The sequence below is a fragment of the Neobacillus niacini genome (assembly GCF_000759675.1).
Lineage (GTDB): Bacteria > Bacillota > Bacilli > Bacillales > Cytobacillaceae > Neobacillus > Neobacillus niacini_A.
In genome coordinates this window covers 146,153-166,493 of the sequence record NZ_BAWM01000020.1, presented here as the reverse complement: position 1 = coordinate 166,493, position 20,341 = coordinate 146,153, and the positions used below count along the sequence as shown (strand labels likewise).

Below are 20,341 nucleotides of genomic sequence, written 5' to 3'. Positions count from 1 at the left end.
TCCCCCCTTAAATAAAGCTTTGCACAAGCATGATCGTAATAAAGATAATCGAAATGATTAAAGCTAACACACCGATAACAAACTTCACTCGAAATACGCTCAACATCATAAGGGTATTTTTTAAATCCATCATCGGACCAAAGATTAAGAATCCTAGTATGGCTGAAGTTGGAAAAATATTGCTGAAGGAAGCACCAATAAACGCATCTGCTTCAGAACAAAGTGATAAAACGTAAGCTAATCCCATCATGACAGATAGAGACGATACCGTTCCGCTTCCTGCTTCTAAGAGTGCTTTTGCAGGCAAATAGGTTTGAACAAATGCAGCTAAAAAGGCTCCCATAACTAGGTACTTACCCATATCAAAAAACTCATCAATGGAATGGGTTAACATGGACCAAAATCTTGTTGAAAGAGATTCTTTTTTAGAGAGTGTGTGTGAAGATCTTGTATGGATAGGAGTTTTTAATTGATTTCCTCTAAAAATAATGCTAACAACCAATGCAACCATCAAAGCGACAAAAAAACCTAACCCCATTCTTAATCCCGCAATCTTAAAATCGTTCCCAAATGCCATATAGGTAGAGGCAATCACAATGGGATTAATGAGCGGACCAGTCAACATAAATCCGATGGCAGCATGGATTGGTACGCCTTTTCCGACAAGACGTCGGACAATGGGAACAATACCACATTCACACGCAGGAAAGAGGGCTCCAATTATACAACTCATGATTATAGCTAAAACCTTATTTTTGGGAATCCAGCGTTGAATATGTTCTTCTGTCACAAATATTTGGATCACACCTGCGATGAGGACTCCTATTAAAACAAATGGCAGTGCCTCTATTAAAATACTTAGAAAAATCGTGTTTAGATTTAATAAAGACGGAGGTATATCATATGAGATTTTAAAGCTAGTACTTAAAGAAAGCAGTAACAGCACTAAAACAATGATCATAATACCCGTAAATTCTATGATATTATTGCGAACAATTCGATACATAAATACCTCCTGTTTCTATTAAATAGTTTGTACATTTAATAGAGTATGAATAAAAAAATTTATATATACCTATTACTAGATTTATGTAAAGGGAATCCCAGCTGCAAAAAATGGCCGGGATAGATAAGTCAGGATGTTGTTAATCATTTAAAACTTTCTTTATCGTTTCTAAATTCTTTCGCATGATGCTGAAGTAGTCATCTTTTTGTTTAATGTTTTCTTCCGTTACAGCTTCTAGATTATGGAGAGAAAGCGACTTTGCTCCTATTTCTTCTTGGATGATTTTTGCTATTTTTGGTGAAACATTCTGCTCGAAAATCACATAATGAATATTATGTTCTGTAGACTCTTCAATGATTGCTTGCAGTTCTTTCTGAGTTGGTTCTTGTGTGGGTGATAAACCTGTTATTGCAATCGTTTCAATGCCATATCGCTTCTCCCAATATCCATAAGCAGCATGCGAAACTAATAAATTCTTCGTTTTTGAACTCTCAATGGTCGTTTTAAATTCCTGATCCAGTTTTTCCAGCTCGTTTTTTAGCTGTTTAAAATTGGTTTCAAACTCTGTTGCGTGTTCTGGCATTAACTCACTCAAAGAGTTTTTGATGTTATTCGCAAGGTCAATGGATAGTACAGGATCTAACCATACATGGGGATCTAAATCACCATGGTCATGTCCTTCTTCCGCATGGGACTCAGATTCTGCGTGTTCATCTTCTTCAGATTGACCATTTTCATCTTCGTGATGTTCATCAGAATGACTAGATTCTATCAGATCAATTCCTTCTGCGGCTTTTAAAATGTGTACTTCCTCTTTTTTCAAAGCTTCCGTTGCTTTTTCTGCAAACCCTTCAATCCCTGCACCTGTATAGATAAATAAATCAGAATCAGCTAAGGTGGTCATATCTTTTGTTGAAGGCTCGTAGGAATGGGCATCCACGTTTGGTGGGTAGATACTCTGAACTTCAACAAATTCACCGCCAATTTTTTTGGTAAAATCCTCAAGTGGATAAATAGTCGTATAAACAGTTAATGTTTCTTTATCTTTTTCTGCACTCTTATTTACAGTTTCTGTTTTTCCGCATCCAGATAAAATAAGACCAAACGCGAGAACAGAAATGGAAACTAATTGAGAAATTTTCATTTTAATAAACTCCATTCTAATTTCAATTATAAATCGTAATTGTTTCGTTTTACATTCTAAAACATGTCTATGAGTTTGTAAATGAAAATATGAATTTTTTAGATTAGCAGATTTGACCAATAAAAAATAATTGTAAATTCATTTGGAAAAAAACTTGCTTTAGAGAAAAAAATTTAATAATATGTTAATCGTAACTATTACGATTTAAAAAAGATGTGATTGGATCATAAATTGGGTGAGGTATCCCATATAAATATCCAGTGAGGATTCAAATAATAATTAAACGATTATGTTTGGGTTTTAAATCGTAATGGTTTTGATTTGAAAAAACGAGGTGAAAGAAATGACGAAAAAAATACCGGTTACTGTATTAAGTGGTTACTTAGGTTCTGGGAAAACAACATTATTAAATCATGTATTAACAAATCGTGAGAATAAACGGATTGCAGTCATCGTGAATGATATGAGTGAAGTGAATATTGATGCTTCGATGATTAAACAAGGAGGTTTTTCTCGAACAGATGAGAAACTTGTGGAGCTTCAAAATGGATGTATCTGCTGTACGTTAAGAGAAGACTTAATGATCGAAGTAGAAAGGCTTGTTCAAGCCGGTGATATTGAATATATCTTAATCGAATCATCTGGAATTTCTGAGCCAGTTCCTGTTGCCCAAACATTTACATACGTAGATGAAAGTCTTGGAATCAACTTATCTGACTATTGTACTCTTGACACAATGGTAACAGTAGTGGATGCAAATCATTTTTGGCATGATTTTGCTTCTGGCGAAAGCTTACTTGATCGTAAGCAAGGAAACGATGAATTAGATACCCGTGAAGTGGTCGACTTATTGATTGATCAAATTGAATTTGCCAATGTGTTGATTTTAAACAAGATTGACTTAGTAGAGAATGAGAGTGTTCTTGAACTGAAAGCAGTCCTGCAAAAGCTAAATCCTGAGGCGAAAATAATAGAAAGTGCTCATGCCCAAGTAGCATTAAGCGAAATTTTGGATACTGGATTATTTGATTTTGAAGAGGCAAGTCAAGGTGCTGGCTGGATTAAAGAGCTATTAGAGGAACACACTCCAGAAACAGAAGAATATGGTATTTCTTCATTTGTGTATCACAGGAAGAGGCCATTTCATCCTGAAAGATTGATGCAGTGGTTAGAGGATTGGCCAGTAGATGTTGTTCGAGCAAAAGGCTTCTTCTGGCTGGCAACGAGAAATGATATGACTGGTTTATTATCACAAGCAGGACCTTCTATCACTATGCAAGGTGCCGGAGAATGGCTTGCTGCATATCCTGAACAAGAACAAAAGCAAATCCTTATGGAAGAACCAGAGCTCTTGGAAAAATGGGACGAAGAGTTTGGAGATCGGATGACAGAGCTTGTTTTCATCGGGGTTAATATGAATCGTGAAGAAATTGAGGCTTCATTAGACAAAAGCTTATTGTCTGATGAGGAAATGACAATGGATTGGAAACAATTTAACGATCCGCTTCCGGGATTTACAATTAGTGCGTAAAAAAGAAAAGGAATCAAAACAAAGGAGGAAGAAATTATGAGAGTAAAGATAACTTTAGCTTGTACAGAAACAGGAGACCGCAATTACATTACCACTAAAAATAAGCGAAACAACCCAGATCGTATAGAGTTAATAAAATATTCACCACGATTAAAAAAACGCACTCTACACAGGGAAACAAAGTAATTTTCCATCTTTTACTTGAATGACAGAAGTAGAAGCCTTTAGTGGCCCTCTCTAAAAAAAGAGGTTGAATGCTTCGAAGACAAGAGTGTTGAATCTCTTGTCTTTTTTTCTTGCAATTTTGTGAATTAATTTCTAAAATTAATAAACAGTAATGAATAAATGAGGTGGACCCATTTTGGAGATGGTTATTAGATATTTGTCTGCGCTTATTTTGCCAGGTTTGCTCGTATTGCTATTTACCCGGGTCACATATAATCGGCTTATCGGTCTTGCCTTGACCGTCGGACTCATCGCTGCCTCTGCTTTTAAAGGGTATACGAACACTTTACCGCTTATCGTTGTAGATGCCTTTTCGCTAACTGCCGGTTTCTGGCTTGCAGCAAAAATGAAGGCAAGAGTATTTAAAAAAACATAAACACCCACCGTAGATGTTAAGTCTGTCAATCAAATGGCAGGCTTTTTTGCTTTTTGCGAGTAAAATGGGGGTTCTCGCGAGTAAAAGGCTAAACACCGCGAGTAAATGGCCATATTTGGCAGGTAAATTCACTTTTTCCGCGAGTAAAATGAAAATCCACAAGAAAAACGAATGTTCGTTCGCATAATAGTGGTTTGTTTTCGGGGATTTGTGTTAGAATGATACTATTAGAAATTCAGGGATACATTTTCTAGCACCATCCCGGCCCATTCGCACGTCCATAGGCTAGAAAGTGATTTATATATCGGGAGGGAAGTTTGTGAAGGACCAATTTGAATTAGTATCGAAATACTCACCTCAGGGTGATCAGCCGGAAGCAATCCGCCAATTAGTTGAAGGCATTAAAAGCAATAAACGACATCAAACACTGCTTGGTGCAACCGGTACTGGGAAGACGTTTACTGTTTCAAACGTGATAAAACAAGTAACCAAGCCGACACTCGTCATCGCTCACAATAAAACTTTAGCAGGTCAGCTTTACAGCGAGTTTAAGGAATTTTTCCCAAACAATGCTGTTGAGTATTTTGTTAGTTACTACGATTATTTTCAGCCTGAAGCCTACGTTCCATCAACAGATACATTTATTGAAAAGGATTCAAGCGTCAATGATGAGATTGATAAGTTGCGCCACTCGGCGACCTCGGCATTATTTGAGCGCAAGGATGTTATCGTCATTGCCAGTGTATCGTGTATTTATGGTCTAGGTTCTCCGGAAGAATACCGAAATATGGTGCTCTCGCTCAGGAAGGGCATGGAAATTGAACGCAATCATTTGCTCCACCGGTTAGTTGATATTCAATATGAAAGGAACGATATTGACTTTAAGCGCGGTACATTCCGTGTGCGCGGCGATGTTGTCGAGATTTTCCCTGTTTCCCGGGATGAACATTGCATGCGGGTTGAGTTTTTTGGTGATGAAATTGAGCGAATTCGTGAAGTAGATGCGCTAACGGGAGAAATTATTGCAGACCGTGACCATGTTGCCATTTTCCCGGCATCCCACTTCGTGACCGGGGAAGAGAAACTAAATAAAGCCATTGAAAACATCGAAAAAGAACTGGAAGAACGTCTTGCAGAACTGCGGGAAGATAATAAATTACTAGAAGCACAGCGGCTTGAACAACGAACACGTTATGATCTTGAAATGATGCGGGAGATGGGCTTTTGCTCTGGTATCGAGAACTACTCCCGGCACTTAACACTTAGACCTGCTGGATCTACACCCTATACGTTGATTGATTACTTTCCAGAGGATTTTTTAATGGTTGTTGATGAGTCACATGTCACCCTGCCGCAAGTAAGAGGGATGTTCAATGGTGATCGAGCACGTAAACAGGTGCTTGTTGACCATGGCTTCCGTCTGCCATCAGCACTTGACAACAGACCGTTGACCTTTGATGAATTTGAAAAGCATGTTCACAATGCCATCTTTGTTTCAGCCACACCAGGTCCATATGAGTTAGAGCACACTCCAGAAATGGTCCAACAAATCATTCGGCCAACAGGGCTACTCGACCCAACGATTGAAGTTCGCCCAATTGAAGGGCAAATCGATGATATTATCGCTGAAATTCAAGAGCGAATAAAAGTAAATGAACGTGTGCTGATTACGACTCTGACCAAGAAAATGTCTGAGGACTTAACCGACTATCTGAAAGAGATTGGGATTAAGGTTCAATATTTGCATTCGGAAGTCAAAACGCTTGAACGAATCGAAATTATTCGCGAACTGAGGCTTGGAAAGTATGATGTTCTTGTTGGGATTAACCTGCTCAGAGAAGGGTTGGATATTCCGGAGGTTTCATTGATTACGATACTCGATGCGGATAAAGAAGGGTTCCTCCGTTCGGAACGTTCATTAATCCAAACCATTGGTCGTGCTGCTCGTAATGCCAATGGCCATGTTATCTTATATGCGGACAAAATCACCAACTCGATGGAAATAGCGATTAATGTAACGAGAGAACGCCGCAAAATCCAGGAAGAATATAATAAAAAGCATGGCATAACGCCAATGACCATTCAAAAGGGAATTCGCGAGGCCATTCGTGCCACCCATGCTGCCGAGGAACAGGAAGATTACAAACCAGCAACTTCCTTCGGCAAGATGTCGAAGAAGGAAAAAGATAAGCTAATTGCCACGATGGAAAAAGAGATGAAAGCAGAAGCAAAAGCGCTTAATTTTGAACGTGCTGCTGAGCTTCGGGATTTATTATTAGAGCTAAAAGCGGAAGGATGACGTAACCATGGCGATGGATAAATTGATTGTAAAAGGCGCCAGAGCCCATAATTTAAAAAATATAGATGTCACCATTCCGAGAGATAAGCTTGTTGTTATAACGGGACTTTCTGGTTCAGGAAAGTCCTCACTTGCTTTTGATACAATCTATGCAGAAGGGCAGCGCCGCTATGTGGAATCACTTTCTGCATACGCACGGCAATTCTTAGGGCAAATGGATAAGCCTGATGTTGATTCCATTGAAGGATTATCTCCTGCGATTTCAATTGATCAAAAAACAACAAGCCGAAACCCCCGTTCAACAGTGGGGACGGTGACGGAAATATATGATTATTTACGATTACTTTTTGCCCGTGTTGGCAGACCTACCTGTCCAATCCACAATATCGAAATCTCCTCACAAACGATTGAACAAATGGTAGACCGTATCATGGAATATCCAGAACGGACAAAAATGCAAATCCTAGCTCTGGTCATTTCCGGACGAAAAGGAGCACATGTAAAAGTATTTGAGGATATTAAAAAGCAAGGCTTCGTTCGTGTCCGCGTAAACGGTGAAATGCTTGACCTTGGTGATGAAATTGTATTGGAAAAAAACAAAAAACATTCAATTGAGGTTGTAATCGACCGAATTGTCATCAAGGATGGAATTGCTGCCAGAGTCGCGGATTCTCTTGAAACAGCATTACGTCTTGGTGAAGGAAAAGTTATTGTCGATGTCATCGGTGAAGAGGAACTTCTTTTCAGTGAAAACCATGCATGTCCTCATTGTGGTTTTTCCATTGGTGAATTAGAACCGCGGATGTTTTCGTTTAATAGTCCCTTTGGGGCATGCCCTGAGTGTGATGGACTTGGTTCAAAGCTCGAAGTAGATATTGATTTGGTTATTCCCAATAAGGATTTATCATTGAAGCAGCATGCAATCGCACCGTGGGAGCCAACCAGTTCACAGTATTATCCACAGCTGCTTGAAGCTGTTTGCAATCATTATGGTGTAGATATGGACATGCCTTTCAAGGATATCCCTAAACACCTTATAGATAAAGTGCTTTATGGTTCTAAAGGTGATAAAATCTATTTCCGTTATGAGAATGATTTTGGACAAATCCGTGAAGGTCATATTGAATTTGAGGGTGTAATTCGTAATGTAGAACGCCGCTATAAAGAGACCAGCTCTGATTATATTCGGGAGCAAATGGAGAAATACATGGGTGAGCAGCCATGTCCAAGCTGTAAAGGGCATCGTTTAAAGAAAGAAACCTTAGCAGTGCTCATTTCAGGACACCATATCTCCCAACTAACAGAGTTATCGATAGAAGAATCTTATCATTTCTTTAATGGATTGAAATTGTCTGAAAAAGAAATGCAAATCGCTAAGTTGATTTTCCAAGAGATTAACGAGCGCCTTGGTTTTCTTATGAATGTAGGATTGGATTATTTGAGTTTAGGACGTGCAGCAGGGACGCTATCCGGGGGAGAAGCACAGCGAATCCGTTTGGCCACTCAAATTGGTTCTAAGTTAACAGGGGTTCTCTATATTTTAGACGAACCATCGATTGGTCTTCATCAACGTGATAACGACCGGTTAATTGGAACACTTCAAAATATGCGTGATATCGGAAACACGTTGATTGTGGTGGAACATGATGAAGATACGATGATAGCGGCGGATTATCTAATCGATATTGGTCCAGGTGCAGGAATTCACGGAGGACAAGTAATTTCAGCAGGAACACCTGCCGAAGTAATGGCTGACCCGAATTCACTTACCGGTCAGTATCTATCCGGTAAGAAGTTTATTCCGCTGCCGTTAGAGAGACGTAAGGCAGACGGAAGGTATATCGAAATAAAAGGTGCTGCCGAGAACAATTTGCGAAATGTGAATGTAAAGATTCCTCTAGGCATGTTTATCGCAGTGACGGGTGTTTCAGGATCAGGGAAAAGTACATTAATTAATGAAATCCTACATAAATCGCTAGCCCAGAAGCTTAGCCGCGCTAAAACAAAGCCAGGTGAACATAAGGATATCTTGGGTATTGAGAATTTAGAGAAGGTAATCGACATAGATCAATCTCCAATTGGCAGAACACCTCGTTCTAACCCAGCAACCTACACCGGTGTATTTGATGATATCCGTGATCTATTTTCGACAACGAACGAAGCGAAGGTACGCGGCTATAAAAAAGGACGTTTTAGCTTTAATGTGAAGGGCGGACGCTGCGAGGCCTGTCGTGGTGATGGGATTATTAAAATTGAAATGCATTTCTTGCCTGATGTCTATGTTCCATGTGAGGTGTGCCATGGAAAACGCTATAACCGTGAAACACTTGAAGTGAGATACAAAGGAAAAAACATTTCTGAAATACTAGATATGACCGTCGAAGCAGCCGTGCAATTTTTTGAAAATGTTCCAAAAATCAGCCGAAAGCTCCAAACCATTTATGATGTTGGTCTAGGTTATATTACACTTGGTCAGCCTGCGACAACACTTTCTGGAGGAGAAGCACAGCGTGTGAAGCTTGCTTCAGAGCTTCATCGACGTTCAAACGGTAAGTCCTTCTACATTTTAGATGAGCCGACAACCGGCCTACATGTCGATGATATTTCTCGTTTGTTAGTAGTCCTCCAGCGGCTTGTTGAAAATGGCGACACCGTTCTAGTTATCGAGCATAACTTAGATGTGATCAAAGCAACTGACTTTATCATTGATCTCGGTCCGGAGGGTGGAGACAAAGGCGGAACGATTGTTGCTACAGGAACTCCAGAAAAGGTGGCTGAAGTACCTGGTTCCTATACAGGCAAATATTTAAAACCAATTTTAGAGCGTGACCAGTTACGTATGAAAGAAGAAGTACACGAAAAAGAAACAATTGCAAAAAGCTAAAACCTCGAGTTTTAGCTTTTTTAATTAATAAAATTTGAATCTTTCTTCATTCCCATTCGTAAATATCGTTTAAGGGGAGTGATTATGAATGGATACAAGAAAGGTTCTTTCAGGATTATGTTACTTTAGTATTTTTTTTGCAGGAATTCTTTTTCCACTGGTTGTAATGTTTGCCTCTGGGGATGACGTAACGAAAGGTCATGCGAAAAAAGCATTCTTATCTCATTTAATACCACTAATTCCAGCGCCGCTGCTTATTTTCGCCATATTTAATGATTTAAATGCTATTAACAATCAAGCAATTCCTGTTTTTACACTCGTTACAGCAGGTATTATGGTCTTAGTTAGTCTAATTGTCACTATCTGGAATCTGATAAAAGGCGTAAAAGCTTTCATGATGGAATAGGATTTTAAAGAAAACTTATATTGGGGTGGTTAATGATGAAGGAAGAACGAAAAAGGATTCTAAAAATGGTGGAAGAGGGAAAACTAAACGTTGACGAAGCATTAACTTTACTTGAGGAACTTGAAAAAGAAGCTCAGACATTGGATCAAAAGCAGGAACAAATTGCCCAAGAGATCTCAACAGCCTTCAAGTTTGAAGAAGCAAAAAAGGAAGAATCCGCACAAAGCAAAGTACACTCGACAAAGGATAAAATATTTGATTTTGTCGATACCGCTTTGAAAAAAATTAAGGACCTTGATCTTGATTTGAACTTTGGTCAGTCCGTAGAAATCTCGCACATATTCCATCAGGGCGATGTATACTTACGTGATATGGATATTGATCTCGCCAATGGATCATTAAAGTTTGTTCCTTGGGATCAAAACGATGTTCGGATTGAATGTCAGGCAAAGGTGTACCGAGTAGAAAATTCAGATCAAGCTCGGGAGAACTTTTTGAAGGATGTCTTGTTTGCAATTGATGGTCAAAAATTGCGATTCATGACTCAGCAAAAATGGATGAAGGTCGACGCGGTGGTTTATGTTCCTCAGGCAGAATATGAACGCGTTCGCGTTAGAATGTTTAATGGTCCAATTTCTGGTGAAGAATTAACGATAAGTGATCTGCGTATGAAGACAGCTAATGGAAAAATTGAACTTACACGTTTAAACGGGAAAAAGGCCGAAATTGAAACAGCAAATGGCCATATTACATTGCAAACCAGTACGATTGATGATCTTGAGGTAGAAACCATCAATGGGGCAATTAAGCTTGATGGCGATTTTAGAAAGGTAGAAACGCAAACTTTAAATGGTAATACTACCTATAACCTAACTGGAAATCGGTGTGAATTAATTGCAGCTAAAGCAACTACAGGAGGGATTGATTTGTATATTCCAGATGGAGTGGCTGCGAGCGGTGAATTAAAAACAAATCTTGGCGGTTTTAATATAAAGCTTGATGGGATTCAGGTTCTTGAAGAAAAAAGTGAAATGATTCAAAAAATGCTTCGTTTCCAATCGGTTAATCATCCTGACCGCATGTTAAAAATATTTGTCGATACAAAAACGGGATCGATTACACTTCATAAATCGGATGAGGTCAGTAAATAATAGGAGATTTGATAAATGAAATGGTTGATTGGGATCTTCATAAATGCTGTTTTGTTCATGGCAATTGCAGGATACTTTTCTGAAAGCTTCTTGCTGGAAGGCTTTGCTGCTGCCCTAGGAGCGAGCTTCTTATTATCGATCATAAATATCATCGTCCGCCCGATTTTAGTCATTTTAACCTTACCTGTAACAGTTTTAACATTAGGATTATTCCTATTTGTTATTAATGCAATAACGCTAGAAATAACCGATTATTTAATGGGCGATGCCTTTGAAATCGCTGGTTTTGGAATGGCACTTTTAGCAGCTGTTATCATGTCAATAATCACCCTGGTTCTAAACAAAACCATTCTTAAATCATCCAGGGAAAAATAAAGAAGCAAATGGCTCATCCATTTGCTTCTTTTATTTTCCTTTTGTTAACGTTTCATGGAATGAATAAAGCGATACCGGTCTGCGCGAAAAGTAGATTTAACCAACTCGAAAGGAATTCCATTTTGTAAATAAGATATACGCTCAATCAAGAGGATTGGATCCCCGATATTAATTTCCAATGCTTCTGCATCATTGCTGCTGGCAATAGAAGCTTCGATTTCTTGCGTCGCTTCAGTTATTGAAAGAGAGAGAATTTCCTCAATGTATTGGTAAAGAGAGAGGTTACTGTTTTCCTCCGTTAGACCTGGAACAATTTCAACTGGTATATAAGCTGTTTCCAGTGCCATTGGGGCACCATCCGCTAAACGAATCCGTTTAATTTTATAAACGGATTCGTTTTCTTCTATTTTAAGATCAAAAGCTGTTTTTTTGTCAGCAGGGATGATTTGGAAGGATAATAGGGTGCTGCTTGGGCTCATTCCCCTTGAAAGCATATCCTCCGTAAAACTCGTCATTCCCTGAAGTTCTTGTTCAACCTTTTTCTTATTGACAAATGTTCCTCTGCCTTTTTGTCTTTTTAGATAGCCTTCAGAGACCAAATTATTGATTGCCTGTCTGACCGTCATGCGGCTAATCTGAAACGTTTGCGCATATTCCCGTTCTGAGGGAATGACGGTCTCTTCCATTAAAATACCATTCTCTATTTGTTGTTTAATGTACTCTTCTAGTTGATGATAGATAGGAACCGGCGAATTTTTATTAATCATCCAAACACTCCTTGCGAAAAGTACTAGATATATTTTAACGCATCTCTATCAGCAATTACAGTAACATTCTGATGATTCTTTAAAACAGAGGCCGGAAATTCTTCGCTTATTTCTCCATTAATAAACTTGAATAGTGCTTCTGCTTTGCTCTCTCCCGATACAAGCAGTAGAATTTCCTTGCTTTCAAGTATAGAAGCAGTGCCCATGGTTATGGCATGTGTTGGCACTTCGTCAAGAGAGTTAAAAAATCTTGAATTTGCTTCCCTTGTATTTTGATCGAGAGTGACGATATGTGTCCGGCTGGTAAAGGGAGTCCCTGGTTCATTAAAACCAATATGACCATTTTGACCAATACCTAAAATTTGTAGGTCAACCCCGCCAAGCTCTTTGATAAGCTTTTCATAACGAAGACATTCCTGCTCTAAATCGCTAGCAGCTCCATTCGGAATATGAGTATGATTTTCACTAATATCCAAATGATTAAATAAATTTTGACTCATGAAATAATGGTAGCTATTAGGATCCTCAGCAGGAAGTCCGATATACTCATCTAAATTGACGGATTTCACCTGTTTATAGGTGGTCTCGTTCTCCTCATGATCCTGGATTAAATATTCATAAACACCTTTTGGGGTGCTCCCTGTTGCTAATCCCAGTGTTAAGCTTGGGTTAGAGCGAAGTTTATCTACAATAAATTTTCCAGCCTCTAAGCTCATCTCTGCATAATTTTCTGTACGAATTAGTTTCATGTTATTACCCCTTTTTAAATGCCATTTCCCCACGGCAGATTGTCAATTCAACTTGATATTCATTTGATAAAATCGTTAAATCCGCGTCTTTTCCAACGGAAATGCTCCCTTTGCGGTCATATACGTTTAATTGTTTAGCAGGATTCACACTTGCCATTTGAACAGCTTTTGATAAAGAAATATCGGCTGCTTCCAGGATGTTTTTTACGGAATCATTCATTTTTAAGATACTGCCAGCAAGTGTTCCGTCGGCAAGAAGTGCTTTTCCATTTGCGACAGATACATCTTGTCCACCAAGATCATAGATACCATTTTTAAGGCATTTTGCCCTCATGGCATCTGTTATCAAAATCATGCCTTCTGTTCCTTTAGCATTGATAACAAGCTTCATTACCTCAGGACGAACATGAATCCCGTCTGCAATTAGTTCCACCATTAATTCTTTAAAAAGAAGGGCAGAACCGGCGACACCAGGTTCACGGTGGTGTATGCCTCGCATGCCATTAAACAAATGTGTCACCTGTTTTGCACCTGCTTGAACGGCATTTTCCATTTCCTCGTAGACTGCATCTGAGTGACCGATAGAAGCAATAACCTCATTTTCGTGTAAATAGCTGACAAAGTTTGTCCCATTCTCAAGTTCAGGTGCCACGGTTACCAATTTAATGCTTCCTTCAGCGAGTTCTTGCCAATGCTTAAATAATTCAATATCAGGATTAATAATGTATTCCATCGGTTGTGCACCGGCACGTTTTTTATTAATAAATGGCCCCTCTAAATGAACACCGAGAATGTCTGCTTTACCAGAGTCATTATGACCGTTAAGGTAAAGTGCTGCATTTCTTAAGGCGTTCTCAATATTTTCGTGTTTTTGGGTAATGGTTGTCGCTAAAAAGCTTGTGGTTCCTTCAGCAGGGAGTGCTTTCGCCATTGTTTCTAATGCCTCTATCGTGGCATCCATAGTGTCAGCACCTGCAGCTCCATGAATGTGGACGTCTATAAAGCCTGGAACAACATTTTGACCCTCAGGTATTTCTATTTTTTCAACATTTTCTAAATGGGAAGGAAGTGCTTTAATAGGACCAATCTCTTGGATTTTTCCATTTTCAATAAAAATATAGATAGATTCTGCCACTTCATTTTCTAGAACTGCCTTGCCATGAACCATTAAGAGTAGGCTCAAAATCTTCATCTCCATTTCAAAATAATTACATCTATGAGATTATTATAGCTCCAAGTGGAATAGTTGTCTATACCAGTAAGGCGTCGTATTCTTATTTATTTTTCCGTTAAATGAAGAATGTATGAAAAAACGAATAACTTCTATATGGTTATGAAAAAAATTTAAATAGTGCTAAAATAAGAAGAAATTGAAATACATTATAAGCTGATGACTGTTTAGCAGTAGCGACTAGGATGCTACAGCTTTTCGGATAAGGAGGAAAACTTTTGCCAAAGGTACGTACGAAGGATATTTTTGAAAGATTCCATCTGGAATTGATTAGCGGTGAAGAAGGAATTAATCGTCCGATTACGACAAGTGATATTTCAAGACCTGGGATTGAAATCGCTGGATACTTCGAATATTATCCAGCAGAACGTATTCAACTATTAGGAAAAACAGAGCTGTCCTTCTTTGAGGAATTATCCGAAAATGAACGTATATCAAGAATGGAACGTTTATGTACAGATATCACTCCTGCGATCATCGTTACAAGAGGGTTGGATGTGCCGCGAGAACTTATTGAAGCCTCAGAGCGAGAATCTGTTCCAGTGCTGCGATCAAATATGAAAACAACTCGTTTTTCAAGTCGTCTAACGAACTTTTTAGAAAGTAAACTGGCACCAACAACCGCAGTCCATGGAGTTTTAGTCGATATATATGGAATTGGCGTATTAATTACTGGAAAAAGCGGAGTTGGTAAAAGTGAGACAGCTTTAGAGTTGGTAAAACGCGGCCATCGGCTTGTAGCAGATGATTGTGTTGAAATTCGCCAGGAAGACGAAGATACGCTCGTTGGAACTTCTCCAGATTTAATCGAGCATCTATTAGAAATTCGCGGACTAGGCATTATTAATGTCATGACTCTTTTTGGAGCAGGAGCGGTTCGCAGCAATAAACGAATTACCCTGGTTATTAACCTGGAAATTTGGGATTCCGCAAAGCAATACGACCGCCTTGGTTTAGATGAAGAAAAGATGAAAATCATTGATACGGAGATTACAAAGATCACCGTTCCAGTCCGTCCAGGACGAAATCTGGCTGTCATCATTGAAGTAGCTGCAATGAATTTCCGTCTAAAAAGAATGGGCGTGAATGCTGCACAGCAATTTACAGAACGTCTATCTGATGTCATCGAGGATGGAGACCATGAGGATTAATTTAATAAAAGGAGTAATTATATGAATTCAACTATTCAGCCGCTTGACCCCATTGCTTTTGCTTTAGGACCGATTCAAGTCCATTGGTATGGTCTCATTATTGGTTCCGGATTAGCGTTGGCACTTTTTCTTGCTATTAGGGAAGGAGATAAGAGGGGGCTTCCAAAGGATACATTCGCGGATTTAATGCTTTGGGCCATTCCTATTGCGATTCTTTCGGCACGATTATATTACGTTATTTTTGAGTGGGGCTATTATGCTGAGCACCCAGACCAGATCATTCAGATTTGGAATGGCGGAATTGCCATTCATGGAGCACTAATTGGATCCGTCCTAACTGCCTATATTTTTGCAAAAAAGCGCGGGATTTCTTTTTGGAAGATTGCCGATATTGCTGCACCTAGTATTATTTTAGGTCAAGCCATTGGACGTTGGGGGAACTTCATGAACCAAGAGGCTCACGGAGGCGAGGTTACCAGGACGTTCCTCGAAAACCTCCAGCTACCTGAGTTTATTATTAATCAAATGTATATAAATGGTGCCTATTATCATCCAACCTTTTTATATGAATCTGTTTGGAATTTCGTTGGCTTTATTCTATTGATTTTACTCCGACGTGTGAACCTGCGCCGTGGAGAGCTATTCCTATCTTATGTTATTTGGTATTCCGTTGGTCGTTTTTTCATAGAAGGTTTAAGAACGGATAGTTTAATGCTGGGTGGCCTTCGAATGGCACAAACCATCTCGATCGCTTTAATTATAGGTGCTGTTTTAATCCTGATATACCGCCGAAAGAAGAATCTAGCGGAAGACAGATACTTAGATAAAAGCAATCAAGCATTAACGCACTAAAGAAGGAGATTTTGGAGAAATGATTAACTCGATTAAAAAGGGTTTACAGGTGGGGGTTAAAACAACATGGACCTTAGGGAAAATTATTTTTCCAGTAACCCTTATAGTAGCGCTTCTACAATATTCATCCATCTTACCATGGGTAATTGAGAGAATAGCCCCTATGATGAAGCTGTTAGGCTTGTCTGGAGATGCAGCTATTCCACTCGTATTGGGGAATTTCCTCAATCTTTATGCAGCGATTGGCGCTATTTTAACACTTGATTTTACCGTGAAAGAAGTTTTTATTTTAGCAGTAATGCTCTCATTTTCTCATAATTTAATCGTAGAATCTAGCGTCGCCATTAAGGTTGGAGTTAAACTTTGGCTTGTATTGGTTACAAGGCTTGGACTAGCGTTTGCCTCTGCAATTGTGATAAATCTTGTTTGGCAGGGAGGAAGCGAGACAGCTCAATATGGTCTGATTCAAGCAAAAAGTGATGAACAAGTTTCGGGAATCGGTGCAATAATACTTGCAGCGATCGAAAAAGCGGGACTGGGGATTCTGCAGTTAGCGATGATTGTCATCCCGCTGATGATCGTCATTCAAATCTTAAAGGATTTGCAATGGCTTAAGAAATTTTCACAAGGAATGTCTCCTATTACTAGGAGCCTAGGAATGAATGAGAATACTTCTACTACTATGGCAGCAGGCTTATTATTTGGGCTTGCCTATGGTGCAGGAGTTGTGATCCAGGCAGTAGAGGAAGATGGAGTTAGTAAAAAGGATTTAACACTCGCTTTTCTTTTTCTAATGGCCTGCCATGCAGTAGTAGAGGATACGCTTATCTTTATCCCGCTGGGCATTCCGGTCTGGCCGCTCTTTTTAATTCGGCTTGGTGTGGCAACCGCCTTAACCTTGATAGTCGGGTTACTCTGGAAACGATCAGGCATTATTCGCAGAAAGGAAGCAGAACCAACTTATGAAAAGTAATATTAATACAATTCTATTTGATTTAGATGGAACGTTAATCGATACGAATGAGTTAATTATTTCTACCTATTTACACACGCTTGAAAAATATTATCCAGGCAAGTATACACGAGAAGATGTCCTGCCATTTTTAGGTCCTACTCTTCATGAAGTTTTTGGAGCAATGGATCCAGAACGGGTGGAGGAAATGGTTCTAGAATATCGCACTTACAATCTAGCTAATCACGATATACTTGTAAAAGAATTTATCGGTGTTATGGAAACAATTGAGACATTAAAGAAAAAGGGTTATAAGCTCGCAATCGTGACGACGAAACGTGAGGATGTTGCCTTTAAAGGACTACGCTTGATGAAGCTTGATTCGTTCTTTGATGTAATGGTCGCTTACGATCATGTGAAAAAAGTGAAGCCAGATCCTGAACCGATTTTTCTAGCGCTTGAAAAGTTAGAGTCAAAGCCAGAGGAAGCCTTAATGGTAGGCGATAATTTTCACGATGTATTAGCTGGAAAAAATGCAGGTACGAAAACAGCAGGTGTCTCTTGGACCATCAAGGGTAGAGAGTATCTGGCAAAATATGAACCAGATTACATGTTAGAGAACATGGCAGACTTATTAACGATTCTCGGAGAGGGATAAAAATGAGGAGAACGACCCGGTACCCAGTCGAAGGGGCAAACTCCTTATGGCATGTCTACAAAACTGTGCCATTTTGGAAAGTGGTTAGAAATTTCATTGTGATTCAACTTGCCCGCTATACCCCATTCCTTGGAATGAAAAATTGGCTTTATCGCACATTCCTAGGACTAAAGGTCGGTGAGCAAACATCCTTTGCGTTAATGGTCATGCTCGATGTGATGTTTCCTGAGAAAATCAGTGTCGGACGTAACACTGTAATTGGCTACAATACAACAATTCTTGCCCATGAATATTTGATAAAAGAATATCGTCTCGGTCCAGTTGAAATTGGCAGTGAGGTCATGATTGGTGCCAATTCAACCATTCTCCCTGGGGTAATGATTGGTGACGGTGCCATCGTATCCGCTGGAACACTCGTTCATAAAGATGTCCCGACCGGTGCATTTGTCGGTGGCAATCCTATGCGGGTGATTTATTCAAAAGAAGAAATGGAAAAACGATGGGCCGAAGATCCGATTTATGGGAAAAATAAATAACGAATAAAAGAGGCCGGGTTTTTAAACCTGGCTTTTTTTTACATATTACTGACCCCGCGGGATTATCGCCCATTCTCGCGGGTTTAGTTCAGAAAGCCGCGGGATTATTCCGGATACCCGCAGCAATAAACTGAAAACGCGCGGGAGTATAGTTTTCTGTTGACGAAAATTTCCCGAAAAGGTAAACTTTAATTTATTAGCATATTAGCGAACTAAAGGATTCTGAAAATAAAGGATGATTTGGATGAGCCGTTTATTTATGTTTGAAAAGCCTTTAGGCATGAGAGATACGCTTCCGGAATTATATGAAAAAAAGCAACGTGTCCGTTCCCTTATGGAAGATGCAATCAAGCAGTGGGGATATCAATTTATTGAAACACCTACCCTAGAATACTATGAAACCGTTGGAACTGCCTCCGCTATACTTGACCCGGAGCTTTTCAAATTACTCGACAAAGATGGGCACACTCTCGTGCTCAGGCCGGATATGACGGCGCCGATTGCCAGGGTAGCCGCTTCTCGCCTTTTAGAAAATGATCTCCCCCTCCGCCTGGCCTATGCTGGAAATGTCTACCGGGCACAACAGCGGGAAGGCGGCAGACCTGCTGAGTTTGAGCAAATCGGTGTGGAGTATATTAATGACGATACCGTATCAAGCGACGGCGAGGTAATCGCCTTGCTTGTTTCTTCATTAAAAAAAGCAGGGCTGAATCAATTCCAAGTATCTGTAGGACATATCGGCTTTGCACAAGAATTATTTATGCAAATTTTAGGGACAAATGGACGTGCCACCGCATTAAGACGGTTTTTATATGAAAAGAATTTTGTTGGTTACCGTGAGCAAGTGAACTCTTATTCCTTATCCTCCATTGATAAACAGAGGCTGCTTCAGCTCCTAGAGTTAAGGGGCGGCGATGAAGTAATTGGTAAAGCACTTGATATCATTGAAGATGGCTTTGGAAAAGAATCCTTGATACAGCTGAAGGAACTGTGGGAGGTAATCACAGACTACGGTTTAAAGGACTTTGTGAAATTTGATTTTACAATTGTCAGCCATATGAGTTATTACTCAGGAATATTATTTGAGGCATATGCTGGGAATGTCGGCTTTCCAATTGGAAATGGCGGGCGCTACGGATTGATAGAGAAATTCGGAAAAAAAGCGAGTGCAACTGGTTTTGCGGTAAGGCTTGATAAATTGCTTGAAGCAATGGGCTCACAAGAAGTCGTAAATACAGTGGAGTGTATTTTTTTCAGCCAGGAAAGACGAAAGGAAGCCTTTCAATTGGCCGAAACCATGAAAGCAGAAGGAAAGAAAACCGTGCTGCAAGACATTAATGGTGTAAAAAATCTCGATGCTTTTACAAAGAATTTTGCCAATACCACCTTTTTAATCGGGGGCGCTTAAGATGAATGCGAAATTAACGATTGCGATGCCAAAAGGGAGAATTTTCGAAGAAGCTTTAGAGCTACTTCGGAAAGCAGGCTATACACTGCCTCCGGAGTTCGATGATTCTCGAAAATTAATCCTCGATGTTGAAGCGGAGGACATGCGTTTTATCCTGGCAAAGCCAATGGATGTGGCTACATACGTCGAGCATGGCGTTGCTGATGTCGGTATTGCCGGTAAGGACGTATTACTTGAAGAAGAACGTGATGTATATGAACTGCTAGATTTAAGAATTAGTGCCTGCTATCTGGCAGTTGCTGGTCTACCTGGGACAAAGATGAACGATGTTGCACCAAAAGTGGCAACGAAATATCCTAATGTGGCTGCCGCTTATTTCCGCGAGCAGGGGGAACAAGTCGAAATCATTAAATTAAATGGGTCCATCGAGCTTGCGCCATTAATTGGATTAGCTGACCGGATCGTTGACATTGTTTCGACAGGGAGAACACTGGTCGAAAATGGGCTTGTTGAATATGAAAGAATTAAAGATGTAACATCAAGGCTCATCGTAAATCCCGTTAGTTACCGGATTAAGGACGACCGAATAAACGAATTAGTTGCAAGGTTAACCCGTGTTGTCTCCTTGGAGGTAAAGTAA

20 protein-coding genes are annotated in these 20,341 nt (G+C 39.6%); 15 read left to right on the top strand and 5 right to left on the bottom strand.

The genetic code is table 11. From position 1 onward, the window contains the following. Window positions 1-7: 7 nt before the first annotated feature. Both TR08_RS10810 and TR08_RS10805 read right to left on the bottom strand, forming a co-directional pair. Window positions 8-1,006 carry a permease gene (locus tag TR08_RS10810; RefSeq protein ID WP_045518169.1) on the bottom strand — a complete coding sequence of 333 codons (999 nt, stop codon included), beginning with the start codon at window positions 1,004-1,006 and terminating at the stop codon, window positions 8-10. 139 nt (window positions 1,007-1,145) lie between these two features. Continuing rightward, on the bottom strand, window positions 1,146-2,150 hold the full coding sequence (locus TR08_RS10805; protein WP_045518168.1) for a metal ABC transporter solute-binding protein, Zn/Mn family: 1,005 nt from the start codon (window positions 2,148-2,150) through the stop codon (window positions 1,146-1,148). A 343-nt stretch (window positions 2,151-2,493) separates the two neighbouring features. On the opposite strand from TR08_RS10805, the gene TR08_RS10800 reads away from it, so the two are divergent. The 8 genes from TR08_RS10800 (at window position 2,494) to TR08_RS10765 (ending at window position 11,397) form a co-directional block, all read left to right on the top strand. Next, window positions 2,494-3,681: a GTP-binding protein gene (locus TR08_RS10800; RefSeq protein WP_045518166.1), complete on the top strand. Its 1,188-nt coding sequence runs from the start codon at window positions 2,494-2,496 to the stop codon at window positions 3,679-3,681. A 36-nt stretch (window positions 3,682-3,717) separates the two neighbouring features. Further along, the gene (gene rpmG, locus TR08_RS10795; protein WP_045518164.1) at window positions 3,718-3,867 is read left to right on the top strand and encodes a 50S ribosomal protein L33; all 150 of its coding nucleotides are present in this window, start codon (window positions 3,718-3,720) and stop codon (window positions 3,865-3,867) included. Window positions 3,868-4,048: 181 nt separating this feature from the next. Beyond that, window positions 4,049-4,282 carry a DUF2198 family protein gene (locus tag TR08_RS10790; RefSeq protein WP_045518580.1) on the top strand — a complete coding sequence of 78 codons (234 nt, stop codon included), beginning with the start codon at window positions 4,049-4,051 and terminating at the stop codon, window positions 4,280-4,282. A 319-nt stretch (window positions 4,283-4,601) separates the two neighbouring features. Further along, a complete protein-coding gene (gene uvrB / locus TR08_RS10785) occupies window positions 4,602-6,581 on the top strand; it encodes an excinuclease ABC subunit UvrB (protein ID WP_045518161.1) in 1,980 nt (659 codons plus the stop codon). A 7-nt stretch (window positions 6,582-6,588) separates the two neighbouring features. After that, a complete protein-coding gene (gene uvrA, locus TR08_RS10780) occupies window positions 6,589-9,465 on the top strand; it encodes an excinuclease ABC subunit UvrA (RefSeq protein WP_045518159.1) in 2,877 nt (958 codons plus the stop codon). An 88-nt stretch (window positions 9,466-9,553) separates the two neighbouring features. Further along, complete coding sequence (locus TR08_RS10775; RefSeq protein WP_045518157.1) at window positions 9,554-9,871, top strand: DUF4870 domain-containing protein; 318 nt, start codon at window positions 9,554-9,556, stop codon at window positions 9,869-9,871. Window positions 9,872-9,906: 35 nt separating this feature from the next. Continuing rightward, window positions 9,907-11,022: a DUF4097 family beta strand repeat-containing protein gene (locus tag TR08_RS10770; protein ID WP_045518155.1), complete on the top strand. Its 1,116-nt coding sequence runs from the start codon at window positions 9,907-9,909 to the stop codon at window positions 11,020-11,022. A 15-nt stretch (window positions 11,023-11,037) separates the two neighbouring features. Then, on the top strand, window positions 11,038-11,397 hold the full coding sequence (locus TR08_RS10765; protein WP_045518153.1) for a phage holin family protein: 360 nt from the start codon (window positions 11,038-11,040) through the stop codon (window positions 11,395-11,397). 44 nt (window positions 11,398-11,441) lie between these two features. Here TR08_RS10765 and TR08_RS10760 read toward each other — a convergent pair whose 3' ends face one another. From TR08_RS10760 to nagA, 3 genes are read right to left on the bottom strand one after another with little or no spacing between them, the layout of a single operon-like run. Further along, window positions 11,442-12,164: a GntR family transcriptional regulator gene (locus tag TR08_RS10760; RefSeq protein ID WP_045518152.1), complete on the bottom strand. Its 723-nt coding sequence runs from the start codon at window positions 12,162-12,164 to the stop codon at window positions 11,442-11,444. A 23-nt stretch (window positions 12,165-12,187) separates the two neighbouring features. Continuing rightward, window positions 12,188-12,913 (bottom strand): glucosamine-6-phosphate deaminase, encoded by a 726-nt coding sequence (nagB, locus tag TR08_RS10755; RefSeq protein WP_045518150.1) that lies wholly within the window; start codon window positions 12,911-12,913, stop codon window positions 12,188-12,190. Between the two features lie 4 nt (window positions 12,914-12,917). Next, window positions 12,918-14,105: an N-acetylglucosamine-6-phosphate deacetylase gene (gene nagA / locus TR08_RS10750; RefSeq protein ID WP_238579129.1), complete on the bottom strand. Its 1,188-nt coding sequence runs from the start codon at window positions 14,103-14,105 to the stop codon at window positions 12,918-12,920. 257 nt (window positions 14,106-14,362) lie between these two features. Here nagA and hprK point away from each other — a divergent pair, with 257 nt between their 5' ends. The 7 genes from hprK to hisG all read left to right on the top strand — a co-directional run bounded on the left by hprK (window position 14,363) and on the right by hisG (window position 20,341). Further along, on the top strand, window positions 14,363-15,295 hold the full coding sequence (gene hprK / locus TR08_RS10745) for an HPr(Ser) kinase/phosphatase (RefSeq protein ID WP_045518148.1): 933 nt from the start codon (window positions 14,363-14,365) through the stop codon (window positions 15,293-15,295). A gap of 21 nt (window positions 15,296-15,316) precedes the next feature. Further along, window positions 15,317-16,147 (top strand): prolipoprotein diacylglyceryl transferase, encoded by an 831-nt coding sequence (gene lgt / locus TR08_RS10740; RefSeq protein WP_045518146.1) that lies wholly within the window; start codon window positions 15,317-15,319, stop codon window positions 16,145-16,147. A gap of 19 nt (window positions 16,148-16,166) precedes the next feature. Then, on the top strand, window positions 16,167-17,120 hold the full coding sequence (locus TR08_RS10735; protein ID WP_045518145.1) for a nucleoside recognition domain-containing protein: 954 nt from the start codon (window positions 16,167-16,169) through the stop codon (window positions 17,118-17,120). Beyond that, window positions 17,110-17,757, top strand: a complete 648-nt coding sequence (gene ppaX / locus TR08_RS10730) for a pyrophosphatase PpaX (RefSeq protein WP_045518144.1) — start codon at window positions 17,110-17,112, stop codon at window positions 17,755-17,757. Before TR08_RS10735 ends, ppaX begins: the two co-directional genes overlap by 11 nt. Before the next feature lie 2 nt (window positions 17,758-17,759). Next, entirely contained in the window at window positions 17,760-18,293 is a 534-nt protein-coding gene (locus tag TR08_RS10725) for an acyltransferase (RefSeq protein ID WP_045518142.1), read from the top strand. A 244-nt stretch (window positions 18,294-18,537) separates the two neighbouring features. Continuing rightward, the gene (locus TR08_RS10720; protein ID WP_045518140.1) at window positions 18,538-19,701 is read left to right on the top strand and encodes an ATP phosphoribosyltransferase regulatory subunit; all 1,164 of its coding nucleotides are present in this window, start codon (window positions 18,538-18,540) and stop codon (window positions 19,699-19,701) included. A gap of 1 nt (window position 19,702) precedes the next feature. Next, window positions 19,703-20,341: an ATP phosphoribosyltransferase gene (gene hisG / locus TR08_RS10715; RefSeq protein WP_045518138.1), complete on the top strand. Its 639-nt coding sequence runs from the start codon at window positions 19,703-19,705 to the stop codon at window positions 20,339-20,341.